This is a genomic window from Sphaerisporangium sp. NPDC051017, assembly GCF_040683095.1.
In the GTDB taxonomy this organism is placed as follows: Bacteria; Actinomycetota; Actinomycetes; order Streptosporangiales; family Streptosporangiaceae; genus Sphaerisporangium.
The window spans coordinates 41,773-58,632 of record NZ_JBFBCI010000023.1; the positions used below are offsets into that span (position 1 = coordinate 41,773).

Genomic DNA, 16,860 nt, shown 5'->3' on the forward strand with positions numbered 1-16,860 from the left:
CCTCAGTGCTCGACCTGGTTGTCGAACTCCACGACCAGGGGCAGGTCGACGCGCCGGCTGATGTTCAGCTTCCGGTAGGTGCGGGTGAGGTGCTGCTCGACCGTGCTGATCGTGATGTAGAGCCGGGCCGCGATCTCCCGGTTGGCGTAGCCGGCCGCCGCCAGGGCGGCCACCCGCCGCTCGGCGTCGCTCAGCACGCCGATCAGCTCGCTCGGCAGCGGAGCCGGCACGACGCTCGGGTCGTCGGCCCGGCTCAGCGCGCTGATCATCGGCTCCGCCCGGCACTCGCGCGCCGCGGCCTGGGCGCGGCTCGCGATCGTGCGGGCGCGGCGGTACTCGCCGAGCGCGTCGTACGCCTCGACCAGGTCGAACAGCGCCCTCGCCAGCTCGTACCTGTCACCGGCCATCTGCAGGTACTCGGTCGACTGCCGGAGCAGCGCCGGGCGGCGCGCGGGCTCGGAGACGGCGGCCTGCAGCCGCAGGGCGATGCCCCTTCCCCTGCGGGCGTCGGCGCCGCAGAGGCCGAGCTGGGCCTCGATGAGCTCCCTGGCCTCCTCGACGTGCCCCATGCGCAGGCAGGCCTCGCCCGCGTCGGCGCGCCACGGGATCAGGCCGGGCGTGTCGAGGTTCCAGGTGACCATCAGCTCGCCGCAGCGCTGGAAGTCGCGCAGCGCCAGCGCGAAGTACTCGTTGGCCATGCTGTAGCGCCCGCGGGCGTACAGGTAGTGCAGGCCGTACCGGGTCTGGAACATGGTCTCGGGCACCGGCCGGTCCAGGTATTCGCGCACGGCGTCGTACTTGCCCATCGCCGTCAGCGCGATGATGAGGCTGCTCAGCGGCCCACCGATGGCGACGCCCCAGCTGCTCATCGGGATGGTGTCGAGCGCGATGTGGGCGTGGTGGGCGGCGGCGGGCATGTCGCCCTGCCGGAACGCGATCTCGGCGCGGATCGCCGCGAGCCTGGCCTGCCTGCTGGGGGCCTGCCTGGACATCGCCTCGGCGCTGAACTTGTCGCACCATGGGACCGCGCAGTCGAAGCGGCCCGCGTAGGTGAGGGCGAGCAGGGCGTTCTCCACGGTGTCCATCGACATCTCGTCGAGATGGGAGTCTTCCAGGATGCGTTCCACGGCGTTCAGGCTCTCCTCCCACGGGCCGCAGGTGAGGACCTCGGCCAGGGCGAGCGTGGCCTCCACCCGCCGGTTGACGGCCACGGACACCATGCCCGCCAGAGCGCGCTGGCCGGTCGGGCGTGGCACGCCGGTCAGCAGGGGCGGGTAGGTGACGCGCAGCCAGAGCTGGGCGACGACGATCTCGGCCAGCGTCTCGTGGTCGACGCCCTCGGTCTCGTCGCTGAGCTGCTCCAGCACGTCGCGGGCGTCGTCGAACCGGCCGTGCCACAGCAGGGCGCGCGCCAGGACGATGATGTCCCCGCCGCGCAGGCTGCCCCGGTTCACCGCCTCGGCGAGCTCGGCCAGGTGCTCTGCGGGCGCGGCGGGGTTGATGCGCCATTCCGCCCTTACGAGCATCGTCATGATCTTCAAGCGGTGGGGCTCGTCGGTGCACTCGCGCCAGGCCAGCCGCAGGTAGGCGACCGCGGACTCGACCTGGCCGCCGCGCAACGCGTTCATGGCCGCCTCCTCCAGGGTGGGCAGCACCCAGGGGGCCTCCAGCTTGGAGGCCTGCAGAAGGTGGTCGGCGACCACGCAGGGCGTCATGCCCGCGTCGTGGGTGACCTGGGCCGCCTTGCGGTGCAGGTCCATCCGCTCCTGCGGGTCCGTCCCCGCCAGGACGGCGCGGCAGACGGACCGGTGGCGGAACTCGCGGCCGACGACCAGTCCGGCGGCGCCGAGCGAGAGCAGCTCCCTGCTGATGTCGATCGGCGAGATGTCGAGCAGCCGGTCGAGCCCGTCGCTCTCGCCGAGCACTGCCAGCCCGCGCGCCACCCGCATGGTCTGCGAGTGGCCGCGCCGCAGGCACGACAGCACGGCCTGGCCGAACCGGTCGCCGGCGACCGGCTCTGGTGGCGGCTCGCCCACGGCGCGCAGGTACTCCCTGTAGTCCTCCGCCAGGGCGTCGGCCAGCAAGGGGTTGCCGCCGCTGAGCGCGTACCACTCCTTGGCGAATCGCCCGGCCGCCTCCGCGCCCAGCCGCTCGGCCATCAGCTCCTCGACGCCCTCGCGCGACAGCGGTGACAGCAGCAGGCGACGGCAGTGAGGTTGCCGCAGCAGGTCCGTCTCAACGTAGGCGTCGGCGCCCCGCATCCGGTCCGAGTGGGCGAACACGGCCACGATCCTGGCGTTCCTGGCCCGGCGGGCCAGATAGGCCAGGCAGAGCAGCGAGGTACGGTCGGCGTGGTGCACATCGTCGACGACGATCACCAGCGGGCACCGCTCGGACAGGTCCAGCAGGACCGTGCACAGCGAGTGGACGACCTGCGCGTCGATGAGGTGGTCGGCGTCCGCGCCGGCCACGGTCGCGGCCTGCGTGCCCTCCTCGAGCAGCGCCATCGCCCGTTCCCTGTCGGCCTCCACGAGCGGCGCGTCCTGGATGAGCTGACGCAGCACGCCCAGCGGCAGGTCCCGCTCCATGACCGAGGCGGTCGCCGAGACGGCCAGCGCGCCCAGCTCGATGGCCTGCTCGGCCAGGAAACGCAGCAGCGTGCTCTTGCCCGTCGCGACAGCCCCGCTGACCAGGGCGATCCTGCCCCTGCTCAGCACCGCGTTGGCGAGGAGCGACTCCAGAGCAGCCAGCTCCTCCTGTCGTTCGATCAGATCCATGGCCGCCTCCTCTCGCGCTGCCGCCGCTGTCAGATCGGCAGGACCCGGCCCGACGGTGTCCGAAGGTCGGGCCGGTACCGGAAACCGCCGCCGCGGACGCGCGGCTTCGGCTTCCTCACCTGCGCCTCATGATTCTCACCGCGGGTATCAGTCCGTCGTCGGCTTGCTTGGAACGTTAGTCCGGGAGACCATCGCTTCCTTATCGTCCGGCTATCATCCGCCGCGTTCAGGCGGGAACCTGCCGCTGACGTCGGCATTCGGCGTCGGCAGGCGGGCGCACGCGGGCAGGCTGGGGCGCCGGCCACGCCCTGGCGCCGGAGAACGCGGTGTACACCACGTCTCCGCCGTACGGGTGGCGCGGCGGCACCGGGAGGCCGGTGCAGCTCTCGACGATCCGGCGGACCCGGTCCAGGTCGGAGAAGTCGATGCCCGGGTCGACGCCCTGCGTGTAGAGGTTCATCCCGAGCGTGACCAGGCACACGTTGCCGGCCCGCTCCCCGTTGCCGAACAGGCAGCCCTCGATCCGCTCGGCCCCGGCCAGCAGGGCCAGCTCCGCCGACGCCACTCCGGTGCCGCGGTCGTTGTGCGGGTGCACCGACAGGCAGATGTGCTCGCGCCTGGACAGGTTGCGGTGCATCCACTCGATCTGGTCGGCGAAGACGTTCGGCGTCGAGCGCTCCACCGTCGTGGGGAAGTTGAGGATGATCGGCCGGTCCGGTCCCGGCTCCCACACGTCCATGACCGCCTCGCAGACTTCCAGCGAGAAGTCCGGCTCGGTGTCGTTGAAGTGCTCGGGGGAATACTGGAAGGCCAGGTCACAGCCGGGGATGAGTTTGTCCGCGTACGCTATGACCGTGCGGGCCCCGTGGACGGCGAGCTCCCGGCACTGCTCGCGGTCCATCCTGAACACCAGCCGCCGGATCGCCGGCGAGGTGGCGTTGTAGAGGTGCAGGGTCGCCGTGGCCGCTCCGCGCAGGCTCTCCATGGTGCGCTCGACCAGCTCGTCGCGCGCCGGCACGAACGCCGTGATGCGCACGCCGTCGGGGATGCGGTCTTCCTCGATGAGGAGGCGGACGAAGTCGTAGTCGTCCTGGCTGGCCGACGGGAAACCGACCTCGATCTCCTTGTAGCCCATGCTGACCAGGAGCTCGAACATGGCCAGCTTGCGCTCCGGGTCCATCGGCCTGGCCAGCGCCTGGTTGCCGTCGCGCAGGTCGGTCGAGAGCCAGCGCGGCGCGGCGGTGATCGTGGCCGAGGGCCACGAGCGGTCGTCGAGCGAGAGCGTCGGAAATGCGGCATAGCGATTGATCTTCATGGCGGATCCCTCACTACTCGCGCGCGATACTCAGTTGAACGACCCGAAATAGGCCGAATAGGAGTGCGGCGAAAGCAGAACCTGAATTTGGTACATAGAGGCTTCGTCGATCATGCGGAACACGACGACGATCTCCGGATAAGCGGCGCTGAGACCTAGGCCGACGAAGTAGCGATCACTTCCGAACACAATGCGGTACAGGCCGCGGTCGAGCTTGTGCCCGCGCCACTCTTTGACGCGTCCCTCGTGATCCGTCACCGCTCGGGCATCGATCACCCACTGGCCATTGTCGGCACGGTCCAGACGCACGTCCACGCTGGCGGCCGGCCGGCCGTAGACGCTGTCCAACGCCTGCACATCAATGCCCACCTATCGCCACCTGTCCAGAATTCCATCTGCATTCATGGCGATCTCATCCCGACTTCTGAGACCGCTGTTGCCGGGCCCGCCCCGCCGCAGGGATTGGCCACCCGAGTGACCCGCCGCCTGCTCGCGCCACCCGGGCCCCCTGCCAAGGCTGTCGCGGCCGGCTATCCCCGCGCCTTCGGCTCACTGTTCCGGCGGCTTCGTCTCGCTATCAACCGGACATCGCAACAGGAAGGGCCGGCCGCAGGCCACGATGCGGTGCACCCTCCGTGGGCATCGACCCCATAAGACCAAGAGCGCTCCGCCGGTGTAGGCCGAATCGATCAGCTCGTCTTGATGGGCTGGACGACATCCGGCACCACCTGTACGACACCTCCAGCCATCGGGCGATGCCGACCTCGCGAGCAGAGCAGGTCTCCGCGAACTTCTCATATACCGCCGACGAGGGCGTCGTCCTTACGGTGCCAAGGTCATGATGACCAGCGCTGCGTTGAGGAGGGTGATCACTAGGCTTGCGGAGGTGGCGGCGAGGGTGGTGACCTTTCGGTTCGCCCAGTCGCCCATCACGTCCGGGCGTCTGGTCAGCAGGACCAGCGGGACCAGGGCGAAGGGGATGCCGAAGGACAGCACCACCTGGCTGAACACGAGCGCCTGGGTGGGTTCCACGCCGAAGGCGAGGACGGCCAGGGCGGGTACCACGGCAAAGCACCTTCGCACATAAAGCGGAATTCGGCGCCGGAGGAAGCCCTGCATCACCACCTGTCCCGCGTAGACGCCCACGCTGGAGGAGGCCACCCCCGAGGCGAGCAGCGCGATGGCGAACAGCAGAGCGGTCAGCGAGCCGGCACTCTGCGCGAATTGGGCGTGCGCACCGGCGAGCGTCGGCTCGGCGGCCGTTCCGTGCAGCATGGCGGCGGCGACCACCAGCATCGCCACGTTGACCAGTCCGGCCACGCCCATGGCGAGGACGATGTCCACCCGCTGGGCGCGGATCAGTGTGCGGCGCGGGAGCCCATGGCTTGGATCGAAGCGCTCCCGGGTGAGAGCCGAGTGCAGGTAGACCGCGTGGGGCATGACGGTGGCGCCGACCACGCCCGCCGCGAGCAGCATGCTGGCGGCACCGTCGAAACGTGGGACGAGACCGGCTGCCGCATCGCTCAGCGGCACCGTGACCTGGAGCGTCTGGTAGAGGAATCCGCCCGCCACCACGGCCAGCAGGCCGCTGATCAGCGCCTCGAACCTTCGTTGCCTTGCCGTACGGGCGGCCAGGACGAGGAAGGAGGCGACCGCGATGATGGTTCCGCCCTGCAGCATCGACAGGCCGAAGAGCAGGTTCAGTGCGACGGCGCCGCCGATGAACTCCGCCAGGTCGGTCATGATGACCACGACCTCCGCCTGGAGCCACAGACCCAGCACGACCGGCCGCGGATAGTGGTCACGGCAGAGTTCGGGCAGGCTCCGGCCGGTGGCGAGGCCCAGCTTGGCCGACAGGTACTGCAGCAGCATGGCGACGGCGTTGGCCACCAGGACGACCCAGAGCAGCAGGAAGCCGAAGCGGGCGCCGCTCTCCACGTTGGTGGCGAAGTTCCCCGGATCGACGTAAGCGACGGCGGCCACGAAGGCGGGACCCATCAGGGCGACCATGCGCTGCTTCATGCCGCCGGGCGGAGGGACGGGGATGGTGTCGGACGAGACTTCGAGCGAGGGCTTCACGTCACCGCCTTCAAGGGGAGCACGGGGACGGGCCTGACCCGTCCCCGTGGGCTGAACTCACGCGATACTCACGCGATGTTCGATGGTCTCGGCAGGCCTTCGGCGAGGTCGCCGAATCCCGGAGCGACGATCGCACCCGGATTCCGCATCACCTCCTCCACGATGAGGGTCTCGGTGGTGAGGATGAGCGCGGCGATCGAGGCCGCGCTCTGCAGGGCGCAGCGTGTGACCTTGAGCGGATCGATGATGCCGCGGGCGAACATGTCACCGTATTCACCGCGCAGCACGTCGAAGCCCTGCCCGGGCTCCAGTTCTTCGACCTTGCCCACGACGTCGTCCCCGGAGTATCCCCCGTTGATGGCGATCCAGCGCAGCGGCTCGGCCAGCGCCATGACGACGATGTCGCGCCCGACGGAGGCGTCGCCCTCGAGGTCGAGTTCGAACAGCTCCGCCCTGGCCTGCAGAAGCGCGGTGCCGCCGCCGGGGACGACGCCTTCCTCCACCGCGGCCCGCGTGGCCGCCAGAGAATCCTCGACCCGGTGCTGTTTCTCCTTCAGTTCGACGCCGGTGGCGGCGCCGACCCTGATGACGGCCACGCAGCCGGAGAGCCGGGCGATCCGCTCCTGGAGCTTGTCCACGTCGTGCTCGTTCTGAGCGCGGGCCAGTTCGGCCTTGAGCTGCTCGATCCGAGCAGTGACGTCCTCGCCGGATCCCGCGCCGCCCACGATCGTCGTGCTCCGCTCGGTGACCGTCACCTTCGCCGCCCGGCCGAGCTGCTCAAGCCGTACGGTGGCGAGGCCGGTTCCGCGGTCGGCGGTGACGACCTCGCCGTTGACGAGCACGGCGAGGTCGTCGAGCTGGGCCAGCCGGCGGTGGCCGAAGCCGGGGGCCTTGATGGCCACCGATCTGAAGGTGTCGTGCACGGAGTTGGCCACGAGCATGCCGAGGGCCGGCCCGTCGACGGTCTCCGCGATGATCACCAATGGGGAGCCGCTGCGCATGACCTGCTCGAGCACCGGCATGAGTTCCTGGACCTTGGAGATCTTCTCGTTGGTCAGCAGGATGTAGGGGTTCTCGAAGACCGTCTCCATGCGGATCTGGTCGGTGACCATGTACGGCGAGATGTAGCCGTTGTCGAACTCCAGTCCCTCGACGAACTCGACGTCCATGCCGAGCGACGGCGAGTCCTCCACGGTCACGACGCCGGCGGGCCCGACGCGGGCGATGGCGTCGGCGATGATCTCACCGATCACGACGTCGTTGTTGGCCGACAGGGAGGCCACGTGCAGCAGGTCCTCCGGTCTGGTCACCGGGCGTGCCCAATGCCGGAGCACGGCGATCGCCCTGTCGACGGCCTGCTCGATTCCGGCCTTGAGCTGCATCGGGTTGCCGCCCTTCTCCACCTTGCGCAGCCCTTCGCGCACGATGGCCTGGGCCAGGACGGTGGCGGTGGTGGTGCCGTCGCCGACGTCGAGGTTGGTCTTGCTCGCCACCTCCTTGACGAGCTGGGCGCCCATGTTCGCGAACGGGTCGCCGAGCTGGATCTCCCTGGCGATGGTCACGCCGTCGTTGGTTATGGTGGGCGGGCCGGTCAGCTTCTCCAGTACGGCATTGCGGCCCTTCGGGCCGAGCGTCACCTTGACCGCGTCGGCGAGAGCGTTGACCCCTGTCTCCAGCAGGTGTCGCGCCTCGGTGTCGAATCGCAGTAGCTTCGCCATCTCACTCCTCCGGATCAGGGAACGAGGATCGCGCGGCCACGGATGCGGCCGTGCTCCAGGTCGTTCAGCGCCTCGCCGAACTCCTCCAGCCGATAGGTGGTGGTGTGCAGCGCGACCTTGCCCTCGGCCGCCAGCGCCATGAGCTCGGCCAGGTCGGTGTACGAGCCGACCAGGTTGCCGACGAAGTTGATCTCGGTGGAGATGATGTCGATCGTCGGCACGGACAGCACACCCCCGTACCCGATCACCAGGTAGCTGCCCGCCCGCCGGAGCATCGCGACGCCGTCCGCGATCGCGCCGCCTTCGCCGACGAAGTCCAGGACCACCTCGGCGCCCAGGCCGCCGGTCAGATCCCTGACGGCCTGGACCTGCTCTCCGTCGGCCTGCACCACGTGGTCGGCGCCGAGGCCGGCGGCGAGTTTGAGTGCCTCGGCGGACCGGTCGACCACGATGATCTGTGCCGGGCTGAGCGCTTTCAGAACCTGGACGCCGATGTGCCCGAGCCCGCCGGCGCCGATGACCACCACCCGCTGTCCCGGCGACAGCAACCGTGCCGCCTTGCGGGCGGCGTGGTAGGCCGTGAGCCCGGCGTCGGCCAGCGCCGCGACCGCCGCCGGTTCCAGGGACGGTGCCAGTTTGACCACCGCCCGGGCATTGGTCTTCAGCAGCTCGGCGAACCCGCCGTCCGTATCGATGCCGGGGAAGGCCGAGGCCGCGCAGTGCACGTCGTCGCCCGCCCGGCAGGCGGGGCAGAGGCCGCAGGTGATCAGGGGGTGCAGGATGACCGGGTCGCCCACCGCCAGGTTGTCGACGGCGGGCCCGACCGCGTGCACCCATCCGGCGTTTTCGTGCCCCAGCGTGTACGGCAGGGCGACGCCGGACTTCTCGCGCCACTGCCCCTCGACGATGTGCAGGTCCGTACGGCACAGGCCCGCGCCCCCGATACGTACGACGACGTCGAGCGGGCCGGTGATCGCCGGTTCCGGCACCTCCTCCACCTGGGGGATTCGGTGGTAACCATGCAGTCTTACGGCCTTCAAGCGGCACCTCCTAGATCATCTGAGTAGCGGGCGGCCAGCAGCGCCCGGCAATGTTCGGCGTTGCCCTCGACACTCACCCGAAGGGCGTTGGCGAAGCGCAGGTATTGATCGACGCGCTCGGCGGGGACCCTGCCCCCGTCCGGATCGGTGAGCATCCACGCGTCGGGACCGGCCGGCAGGCCGATCGCGGCGCGGGCCCGCTCGTACGCGGCCACGAGGGCGGAAGGAGGCAGGTCGCCGAGCCTGAGGCCGGTCAGGTCGGCCGTGGTCCACCCCTGGGTGAGCAGATCACGGCAGAGGCGGCCCTGCGCCGCGACGAAGGCCTTGCGCCGGAAGACGCTCCGCAGTTCGGTCAGGTCCCCGTCGGTCAGGCCGGGGAACGTCGCCTCGAACCCGTGGCCCACCCCCTCTCTGATCTCGCCCGCGGTGAAGTGGTCGGCGAGATCGACCCGCACTTCGGTGACTCCGGGCAGTGCCCGAAGCGCGGCGTCCGCGTCGCCGACCATCATGAAGACGAAGTTGGGCGCGCAGAAGTACGTCGGGAGCCGAAGCTCCGCGTGGACGGCGCCGCCGTCCACGCGGAGCATCCGCACAAACCCCAGGTCGGTGATGGGCTCGTCCAGTTCCGGGTCGCGGACCTGGCCGAGCGCCGCCCAGGCAGCCTGGCGGCTGATCACGATCGGCCCCCGGGCGCGGCACCCGCCGGCACGGAGTCGAGCTGGGCTTCGGCGGGAACCTTGAGGTCGTACAGGCGGGCGGCGTTGAGGCCGAGGATCCGCTTCTTGGCCTCGACGCTGAGCGTGCCGTACTCGCCCTGTATGTCCTCCGGGATCTGGAAGTCGACGAACTGCTCCACCAGCCAGCGCGGGCTCCAGATCGCGTAGTCGCTGCCGAACACGAGCCTGTCCTCGCCGAGCCAGTAGAGCAGTTCGCCGATGATCTGGGCGAAATAGCGGGGCCGGCTGTGGAGGAACGGCATGGCCACCGCGAGCCCGCCGTACACGTTGGGCTCCTGCTTGGCGATCCAGCAGAAGTCCTCCAGGCGGGGCAGCCCCACATGCTCGACGATGAAGTTCAGGTCAGGGAAGGCGGTGGCCACATCGTCGATGTCGGCGACGTCGAAGGCGTCGCGGTTCAGCGGCCAGATCGTCGGGCCCTTGTGCACGTGGATGTTGACGATGCCGAGCTCCCGGCACTTCTCCAGGTAGCGGTACGCCTCGGGATCGGAGAGCTTGTACCCCTTGGAGTCCCCCTTCCACTCGGCCGTGTAGAGCTTGACGCCCTTGAGCCCGTAGCGCTCGGCCTTCTGCTCCAGCACCCGCAGGCCCTCGTCGCCGTCGCGCGGGTCGAAGGAACCGTTCAGCACGAACCGGTCCGGGTGCCGCTCCTTCACTACGGCGTTGCGCTCGGTCGTGTTGAAGCCCTCGCCCGGGTAGAAGTCGCGCAGGTAGGTCGGCTGGAAGATGGCCATGTCCACGTAGCCCGTTTCGAACAGGTCGTGGATCAGGTCCTCCTCGGTGTACTTGCAGAACTTCTCTAACGGCCAGACCCACTCGGCCGGACTGAGGCTCGTCTGGTAGTTGTAGAAGCACTCGATGAAGCCCTCGCCGTACCGGTTGCGGTTCTCCGGGCTGGCGTTCCAGTAGTGGACGTGGCCGTCCACCACGTAGTAGCTCACGCCGTCCTTGTGGTACATGCCGGGCTCCTCACTGGACCGGGCGCAGGTCGAAGTCGATGTACTCCGCCGCGTCCTCGGGGTTGGCGAACAGGAAGGTGCGGTCGTCGAGGTGCACCATGCGGCCGTAGTGGGTGGACATGATCTCCTCGAAGTCGGCGGGGCCGAACTCGAATCCGATGGCGTCGGAGATCTCGTCGAAGTCGAACTCGATCTTCCCCTCGCCGTCCACCCGGATCATGGAGGGGTACTCGCTGACCGTGACGCCGGGCTTGCCGCGCATCACGTCCGCCACGACGTGGCCGTTCTGGTTGTTCATCAGCGTGACGCCGCACCTGTTGGACGACGTCGGGTTCGCCGCACCGAACGCACTCACTGGTTCAGCTCCTTCGGCTCGTTCAGACCAAGGTCGGACAGCAGGCCGCGGAGACGGTCCTTGGCCCGGTCAAGGGACTCTTCGAAGCGCAGCACCTTCTCCGCCGGCTGCGACCAGAGCGGCTGGAGCCGCCGCGTCGCGTCGAGGCTCACGGGCACCCACCGGGTCAGCCAGCCGGCGACCACCTCGGCGTTGGCCGCGCCGTACCGCTCGTCGCGCAGCAGCAGCGAGAAGAGCGTGCGGGACGCGCGCAGGTCGCGGTCGTAGTCATGCTCGCCCGTCCCCATGACGGTCGGCGTGGCGTAGTCGCCGTTCCTGGCGGAGATCTGCATCACCAGATGGCTGCGGAACAACTCGCCCACGAGGGGCTCGAAGACGAAATTGGTGGCGAAGACGGCCTCGGCCCAGTCCTCGATCGCCGTCAACCGCTCGACGTTCTCCCGCACCCCCTGCCAGATCGGGTCGGTGTGCCAGACGTCGCGGTGCGCCGTCCCGTCGAAGTCCGGGAGGTTCTCGCTCAGCTCGAGGTTGTAGAGGGCGAGGTCCTGCGCGAAGCGCAGCTTGTGCGTGCCGTTGACGGCGAGCGCGGTGTTGATCATGTTGGTGGGGGCAGACCGCTGGGTCGACACGAACACGTGCATGCCGAGCCCGTTCTCGGCGTGCATCCAGGCGCCCACGTGCCGTTCGACGAACGTGGTCCAGCTCCGCGTCCACGCACGGTAGGCACCGGCCCGGCGCGCGTTGTCGAGGTTGAGCTGGGTCTGCCGCACGATGCTCGAGTTGTTGCGGTAGATCGTCTGCTCCCATTCCTCGTTCGGGTCGAGGAAGGCGTGCCAGTTGCCGGACCGCAGCGCCGTCCAGTCCTGGGGGTAGCCGGCGTCGCCGTTGGCGAAGGAGTAGATCCAGCCCTGGGTGAGGTGCCTGTCAGGGTCGGGCTGCACGTCGAAGGTGACATCCTCGTACATCGACGCGCGCAGCTTCTTCGGCTTGAAGTAGTTGAACGCCCGGCTGGTGGAACTGGGGAAGGTCAACGCCCCGGCCTCGGCGTCGGTGAGCTCCGGCTTGGGGAAGCTCCTCTGCGCCTTTTGCTCGGTAGGAGTCGCCACGGCTGTGCTCCTGTTCTGCTCGGTACGGCCGCGGGCCGTCACTGCGATCCCGCGGTGGTGGTGAACTTGTCGAAGTAGATGCGCTCGCGTGGCACGCCCTTGCTTTCCAGCAGGGGGATCGCCGCGTCGATCATGGGTGGAGGTCCGCACAGGTAGGCGTCGACCTCGGACAGGTCGTCTTCGGCCCGGTCCAGCGCCTCGGTGACCAGTCCGCCGCCCTCCTCCGACAACACGGGCACGAACCTGAAGCCCGGCAGGTCGCTCTCGAATCCCGCCATGAGGTCCAGGTGGAACAGGTCGCGCGCCGTACGGGCCCCGTAGTAGTACCGCGCTCCACGCCGGATGCCCTGTTCGCGCATCTGGGTGAGCAGGGAGAGGATCGGCGCCATGCCGGCGCCGCCGCCGACGAAGACGATGTCCCTGGCCGACTTCTCCCGCAGGGTGAACGTGCCGTACGGGCCCTTCACCTGGAGCGTGTCACCGGGGTGAAGGCCTTCCCGCAGCAGTCCGGAGAACCTCCCGCCGGGATAGCACTTGATGATGAAGTCGAGGTGGTCTCTCCCGACATTCGCCATGGAGAACGAACGCCACTCGTCGGCGCCGGGGATCCGGACGTCGACGTACTGCCCCGGGGTGAACGGCACCTCTTCCGCCGGCACCAGCCGCAGAGCGGTGATGTCGTGGGTGAGGGGGGTGATTTCAGCGACCTCGGTGTCCACCAGCCTGGGGGGCACCCCGGCGTGGATCATCTCTTCGTCGTAGTTGATCAGCTCGATCTGGAGGTCGCTGTAGGCGTGCGCCTTGCACAGCAGGACATAGCCCTCCTCGCTTTCGTAGTCCGCGAGCGCGAACGTGGAGTAGCGGTCCATCTGCAGGTCGCCGTCGAGCAGGAAGGACTTGCACGACGAGCACTGACCCTCCTTGCAGCCGTGCATCAGCATGACGCCCTGGCGGAAGGCCGCGTCGAGGATGGTCTCCTCCTCCTCGACCTCGATCTCCACATCGACCGGCTCGAACCGGACCCGGTGCTTGTCTCCCATGTGGTCTTCTCCCTCGTGGGCTTCCTGACCGGGGGCGCGGCAGATCCCGCGACGGTTCCGCGCCCCCGCCTCCGGGTCAGACCCGCGTTACGTTGGGGTTCGCGCGATACTCGGCGAGATGCGCCGCGCGCTGCTCGGAGGTCATCTCGTTGAGCGTGACGTTCGGGCTCGGGAACGGCAGGCCGCGGACGTCGTCGAGGGTCCAGAGCTTCTTCGGGTCATCGAGATCCACATGCGGCTGCGGGACGAGCGTCTTCCCGTCGTCGCGGACGTAGCCGAGGTCCTTGATGATGTCGGCGAGGTCCCAGCCGTGGTAGAGGGTCTCCCACTCGCGCTTGCCGGTCAGCCGGCCCATGGACGGCGTGTCCCGGCCCTCGTAGGTGGGCCGGAAGGCCACGCTGTCGGTCCAGTGGCAGGTCTCCGAACAGTAGGTGCGCCACTGGCCGTCGACCTCGTCGGCGATCATGTCTTCGCGGATGAGGCAGGGCACCATGCAGGTCCAGCAGCGGTGCGGGTACTGGTATCCGACCTCCTCGAAGGCGATCGGCTTGTTCCGCCCCGGGTGGCGCAGCCGGTTGTAGGCCTCCCACCAACGGCCGTACTGGTTGTACCAACCGGGGTACTTGTGCTCGAACCACTCGAAGTCATCGTCGGTCATCCCGTCGATCCGCCAGAAGTTCACCGGCCACCCCGTGGCGAAGAACTGCGCGACCTTGTGGACGTAGCCCTTGTTGTAGATCCGGTTCCAGGCCTCCTCGACCAGTTCGTGCGGGATCTTCAGGCCGTACTTCTCCAGCGGGATGAGGTAGCTGCGGTAGTAGTCGTCGTAGATCCACCGCCGCCACATCTCGGCATAGCTGTCGCGGTCCTTGCGGCGGTCCTTCGTGCCGTACTCGATGAAGGTGCCGATGGCCGCGTCGACCACGCAGTGGTTGTTCCACCAGGCGTAGCGCAGGTCGCGCTCCAGAAGCTGCCGGTTCTCCTCGTCGGCCAGTGCCATCAGCAGGATCGAGTAGCCGTTGCTGATGTGCCGCGACTCGTCCGACTGGACCGAGTGGAACACCGTGGGCAGCAGGTAGTCGCCGTTGGCCGACGCCTCCGACGGCATCGCGACGAACAGCGTGTTGGTGAACGCGGTCTCGGCGACCAGGGTCAGATAGACATTGGCCGCGGTGATCGCGTCTCCGGTGATGAACCCCTCACCGAACTGCCGCCCGATGGTGCCCGCGTAGCAGTTGGCGAAGGCCTTCTCGCTGATATCGAAGCCGGCCGGGTCGATGTAGTGGTTCATGTACAGCCGCTTGAGGTTCATCTGGATCGTCGAGTGCCGGACCTCGTCGATCATCTGTACGGCCAGGCCGTTGTGGATCTCGGGGTTCGGCACCGCCCCGATGGCCATGGGCATGGCCCGCGCCGCCGAGATCTCCGGGAACGGGATGATGGACAGGAACAGCTTCTGCCACTCCATCCACCGCTGCTGGACCTGGCGGAACATGTTGCCGCGTATGGCCCCGTCCATCGCCCCGAACACGCGGTTGTCCTTCTCCTCCTCCATCGGGAAGTAGGACCGCAGGACCTGCTTGAGCGGGTCCTTCTTGGGGGACTTGTCGAACCTGTAGTCGGTGGCGAAACGCGTGGCTGGCGTCGCGAAGGTCGGCTCCCAGGAGAGCTCGGTGATCTTCTGGTGCGCCTTGGTGAGACTCTGTCGGCTCACGTCGTCTCCCTGCTTTCCGGTCGGAATCACGACACGGCCATGACAGCGGAGACGGAGACGACGCGGCGTCTCATCTTGAGACGGGCAGGGTGACGGCACTCCCTCTACCGTTGGGGTCAACCAGGGCGTAGCCTCGGCGTAACTTCGGTGTCACATTTTGAATCCTTGGTCCGGCGCTCCAGGGAGGCGATGTCGGTAATGGGTGCCTCGAGGCTGATCGCCCAAGCACGAGAACGCTTCATCGAAGCAGGCGACTTCACTGGTGGGCGCATACGCGAACCAATCGAGGTCTCTTGGCGCCGTTCCCAGTTCTTCGGCGTGGATGTGGACAAGCTGGATCCCCCGTACCGGCCGGACGTGGATCCCGGCACAGCCCTCAGCCTGGCGGCGCGGCCTGCCCTGGACCGGCTCGAGTCGGCACTGACCGGAACACCGATGACCGTGATCCTCACCGACGCGCGTGGACGCGTGATCGCGCGCAGAGCGGGAGAAGAGTCGCTCAACAAGCTCCTCGACCGCATCCGTCTGGCCGTCGGATTCAGTTACGCCGAGGAATATGTGGGGACCAACGGCATCGGCACGGCACTGGAGGACAAGCGGGCCTCCCACGTTTTCGGCGCCGAGCACTACTCCGCCCGTCTGCAGGGGATGTCGTGCGCGGCGGCGCCCATCCGGCATCCGCTCAGCGGCCGCGTCGAAGGGGTCATCGACCTCACCTGCCGCTCCGCTCACGCCAGCCCGCTGATGACCGCACTCGTCCAGGAGGCCGCGGCCGATATCGCACACCGCTTACTGGAGGACAGCACCGAGCGGGAGCGGGCGCTGCTGGCCGAGTTCCTCTCAGCGACGAGAAGGGCCGGCAGACCCGTCGTGACCGTAAGCGACCAGCTCGTCATCACCAACCCAGCCGCCGCACGCCTTCTTCAGCCGAATGACCAGGTAACGCTCCGCGACCGCGCGCTCGAGCTCCTGGATTCGCGACGAGATACGGTGGACAGCATCGTCCTGTCCAGCGGGCAGGTGGCGCGGGTACGCTACCGGCCGATCGAGGTGGGCACGGTCGCCGCGGGGGCGGTGATCGAGATCAATCTCAACGACGAACCGGGCCAGAGCATCCGTGTTCCGCCACGGCCTGAGGCTCCCTGGGGCGGCCTGGCCGGCCGGCATCCCTCCTGGCTCAACGTCTGCCAGCAGGTCGAGACCCGATGCCGCGCGCGTACCTGGACGCTGCTTCTCGGTGAGCCCGGAGTGGGAAAGCTGGCGATCGCGGAAGCCGCCCACCGCCGCTGCTTCCCCTCGTCTCACGTAGCGGTGCTGGACGCCGCCGACTGCGAGCCGGACGTTCCCGCTTGGCTGGACCTGCTCCGCTCCCACCTGCGCGAGCCTTGTGCGACCGTCATCCTGCGCCATGTCGATCGCTTGGATCACGCCAGCACACGGCTGCTCACCCTGACGCTGGAAGAGGAGGCCGGGGTCGCGGGATCCGGGGCATGGGTGACCGCGACCGCGACGGACGAGACCAGTGCCGCGGTGCTGGAGCTTCAGGACTTCTTCCCGGTCACCGTCGCCGTGCCGCCCCTGCGTCACCACATCGACGACCTTCGCGAGCTCGTTCCCGCACTACTCCAGCGACGGCAACGCGAACGGCGTGTGACCTGCTCAGGAGAGGCGATGCAAGTGCTGCTGCGCATGGCATGGCCGGGGAACGTCGCCGAACTCGACCGCGTGCTCGGGGCCGCCCTGCTCAGACGCCGTGCAGGGCTAATCCAGGTCGGTGACCTGCCCGAGCGGTGCCACGCGATCACGCGCCGGATCCTGACTTCATTGGAAGCGGTCGAGCGTGACGCCATCGCCCGCGCGCTGATCGAAGCAGCCGGCGACAAAGCCAGGGCGGCGACCCTCCTGGGCATCTCGCGAGCGACGATCTACCGCAAGATCCAGACCTACGGCATCGACGTCCGGGAGCAGGTGACGGCGAGACGCGTGCCACAGCCGGGCCCCCGATCGTGACGACCCGGCT

General features: G+C 68.5%; 12 protein-coding genes and 1 pseudogene. 1 reads left to right on the top strand and 12 read right to left on the bottom strand.

Annotated elements, in window-relative coordinates; translation table 11 throughout:
* Nucleotides 1–2: 2 nt before the first annotated feature.
* From AB0M95_RS19815 to AB0M95_RS19870, 12 genes and pseudogenes are all read right to left on the bottom strand, one after another.
* On the bottom strand, nt 3–2,777 hold the full coding sequence (locus AB0M95_RS19815; protein ID WP_363766391.1) for an AAA family ATPase: 2,775 nt from the start codon (nt 2,775–2,777) through the stop codon (nt 3–5).
* A 310-nt stretch (nt 2,778–3,087) separates the two neighbouring features.
* Nucleotides 3,088–4,092: pseudogene (locus AB0M95_RS19820) on the bottom strand (2-isopropylmalate synthase); the annotation flags it as partial.
* 30 nt (nt 4,093–4,122) lie between these two features.
* Complete coding sequence (locus tag AB0M95_RS19825) at nt 4,123–4,461, bottom strand: hydroxyisourate hydrolase (RefSeq protein WP_363766394.1); 339 nt, start codon at nt 4,459–4,461, stop codon at nt 4,123–4,125.
* A 453-nt stretch (nt 4,462–4,914) separates the two neighbouring features.
* Complete coding sequence (locus tag AB0M95_RS19830) at nt 4,915–6,171, bottom strand: Nramp family divalent metal transporter (RefSeq protein WP_363766397.1); 1,257 nt, start codon at nt 6,169–6,171, stop codon at nt 4,915–4,917.
* Nucleotides 6,172–6,239: 68 nt separating this feature from the next.
* Nucleotides 6,240–7,889, bottom strand: a complete 1,650-nt coding sequence (gene groL / locus AB0M95_RS19835; RefSeq protein ID WP_358522772.1) for a chaperonin GroEL — start codon at nt 7,887–7,889, stop codon at nt 6,240–6,242.
* Nucleotides 7,890–7,903: 14 nt separating this feature from the next.
* Nucleotides 7,904–8,929: an NAD(P)-dependent alcohol dehydrogenase gene (locus tag AB0M95_RS19840; RefSeq protein ID WP_363766400.1), complete on the bottom strand. Its 1,026-nt coding sequence runs from the start codon at nt 8,927–8,929 to the stop codon at nt 7,904–7,906.
* Entirely contained in the window at nt 8,926–9,606 is a 681-nt protein-coding gene (locus AB0M95_RS19845; protein ID WP_363766403.1) for an iron-sulfur cluster assembly protein, read from the bottom strand. The genes AB0M95_RS19840 and AB0M95_RS19845 overlap by 4 nt, the downstream gene beginning before the upstream one ends.
* A complete protein-coding gene (locus tag AB0M95_RS19850) occupies nt 9,603–10,625 on the bottom strand; it encodes an amidohydrolase family protein (protein WP_363766406.1) in 1,023 nt (340 codons plus the stop codon). The genes AB0M95_RS19845 and AB0M95_RS19850 overlap by 4 nt, the downstream gene beginning before the upstream one ends.
* Before the next feature lie 10 nt (nt 10,626–10,635).
* Nucleotides 10,636–10,980: a propane 2-monooxygenase effector subunit MimD gene (mimD, locus tag AB0M95_RS19855; protein ID WP_358522781.1), complete on the bottom strand. Its 345-nt coding sequence runs from the start codon at nt 10,978–10,980 to the stop codon at nt 10,636–10,638.
* A complete protein-coding gene (locus AB0M95_RS19860) occupies nt 10,977–12,086 on the bottom strand; it encodes an aromatic/alkene monooxygenase hydroxylase subunit beta (RefSeq protein WP_363766409.1) in 1,110 nt (369 codons plus the stop codon). Before AB0M95_RS19860 ends, mimD begins: the two co-directional genes overlap by 4 nt.
* A 38-nt stretch (nt 12,087–12,124) precedes the next feature.
* Nucleotides 12,125–13,126 carry a 2Fe-2S iron-sulfur cluster binding domain-containing protein gene (locus AB0M95_RS19865; protein WP_363766412.1) on the bottom strand — a complete coding sequence of 334 codons (1,002 nt, stop codon included), beginning with the start codon at nt 13,124–13,126 and terminating at the stop codon, nt 12,125–12,127.
* A gap of 76 nt (nt 13,127–13,202) precedes the next feature.
* Nucleotides 13,203–14,840, bottom strand: a complete 1,638-nt coding sequence (locus tag AB0M95_RS19870; protein WP_363766415.1) for a hypothetical protein — start codon at nt 14,838–14,840, stop codon at nt 13,203–13,205.
* A gap of 198 nt (nt 14,841–15,038) precedes the next feature.
* Here AB0M95_RS19870 and AB0M95_RS19875 point away from each other — a divergent pair, with 198 nt between their 5' ends.
* Nucleotides 15,039–16,850 carry a helix-turn-helix domain-containing protein gene (locus tag AB0M95_RS19875; RefSeq protein WP_363766417.1) on the top strand — a complete coding sequence of 604 codons (1,812 nt, stop codon included), beginning with the start codon at nt 15,039–15,041 and terminating at the stop codon, nt 16,848–16,850.
* Nucleotides 16,851–16,860 lie beyond the last annotated feature (10 nt).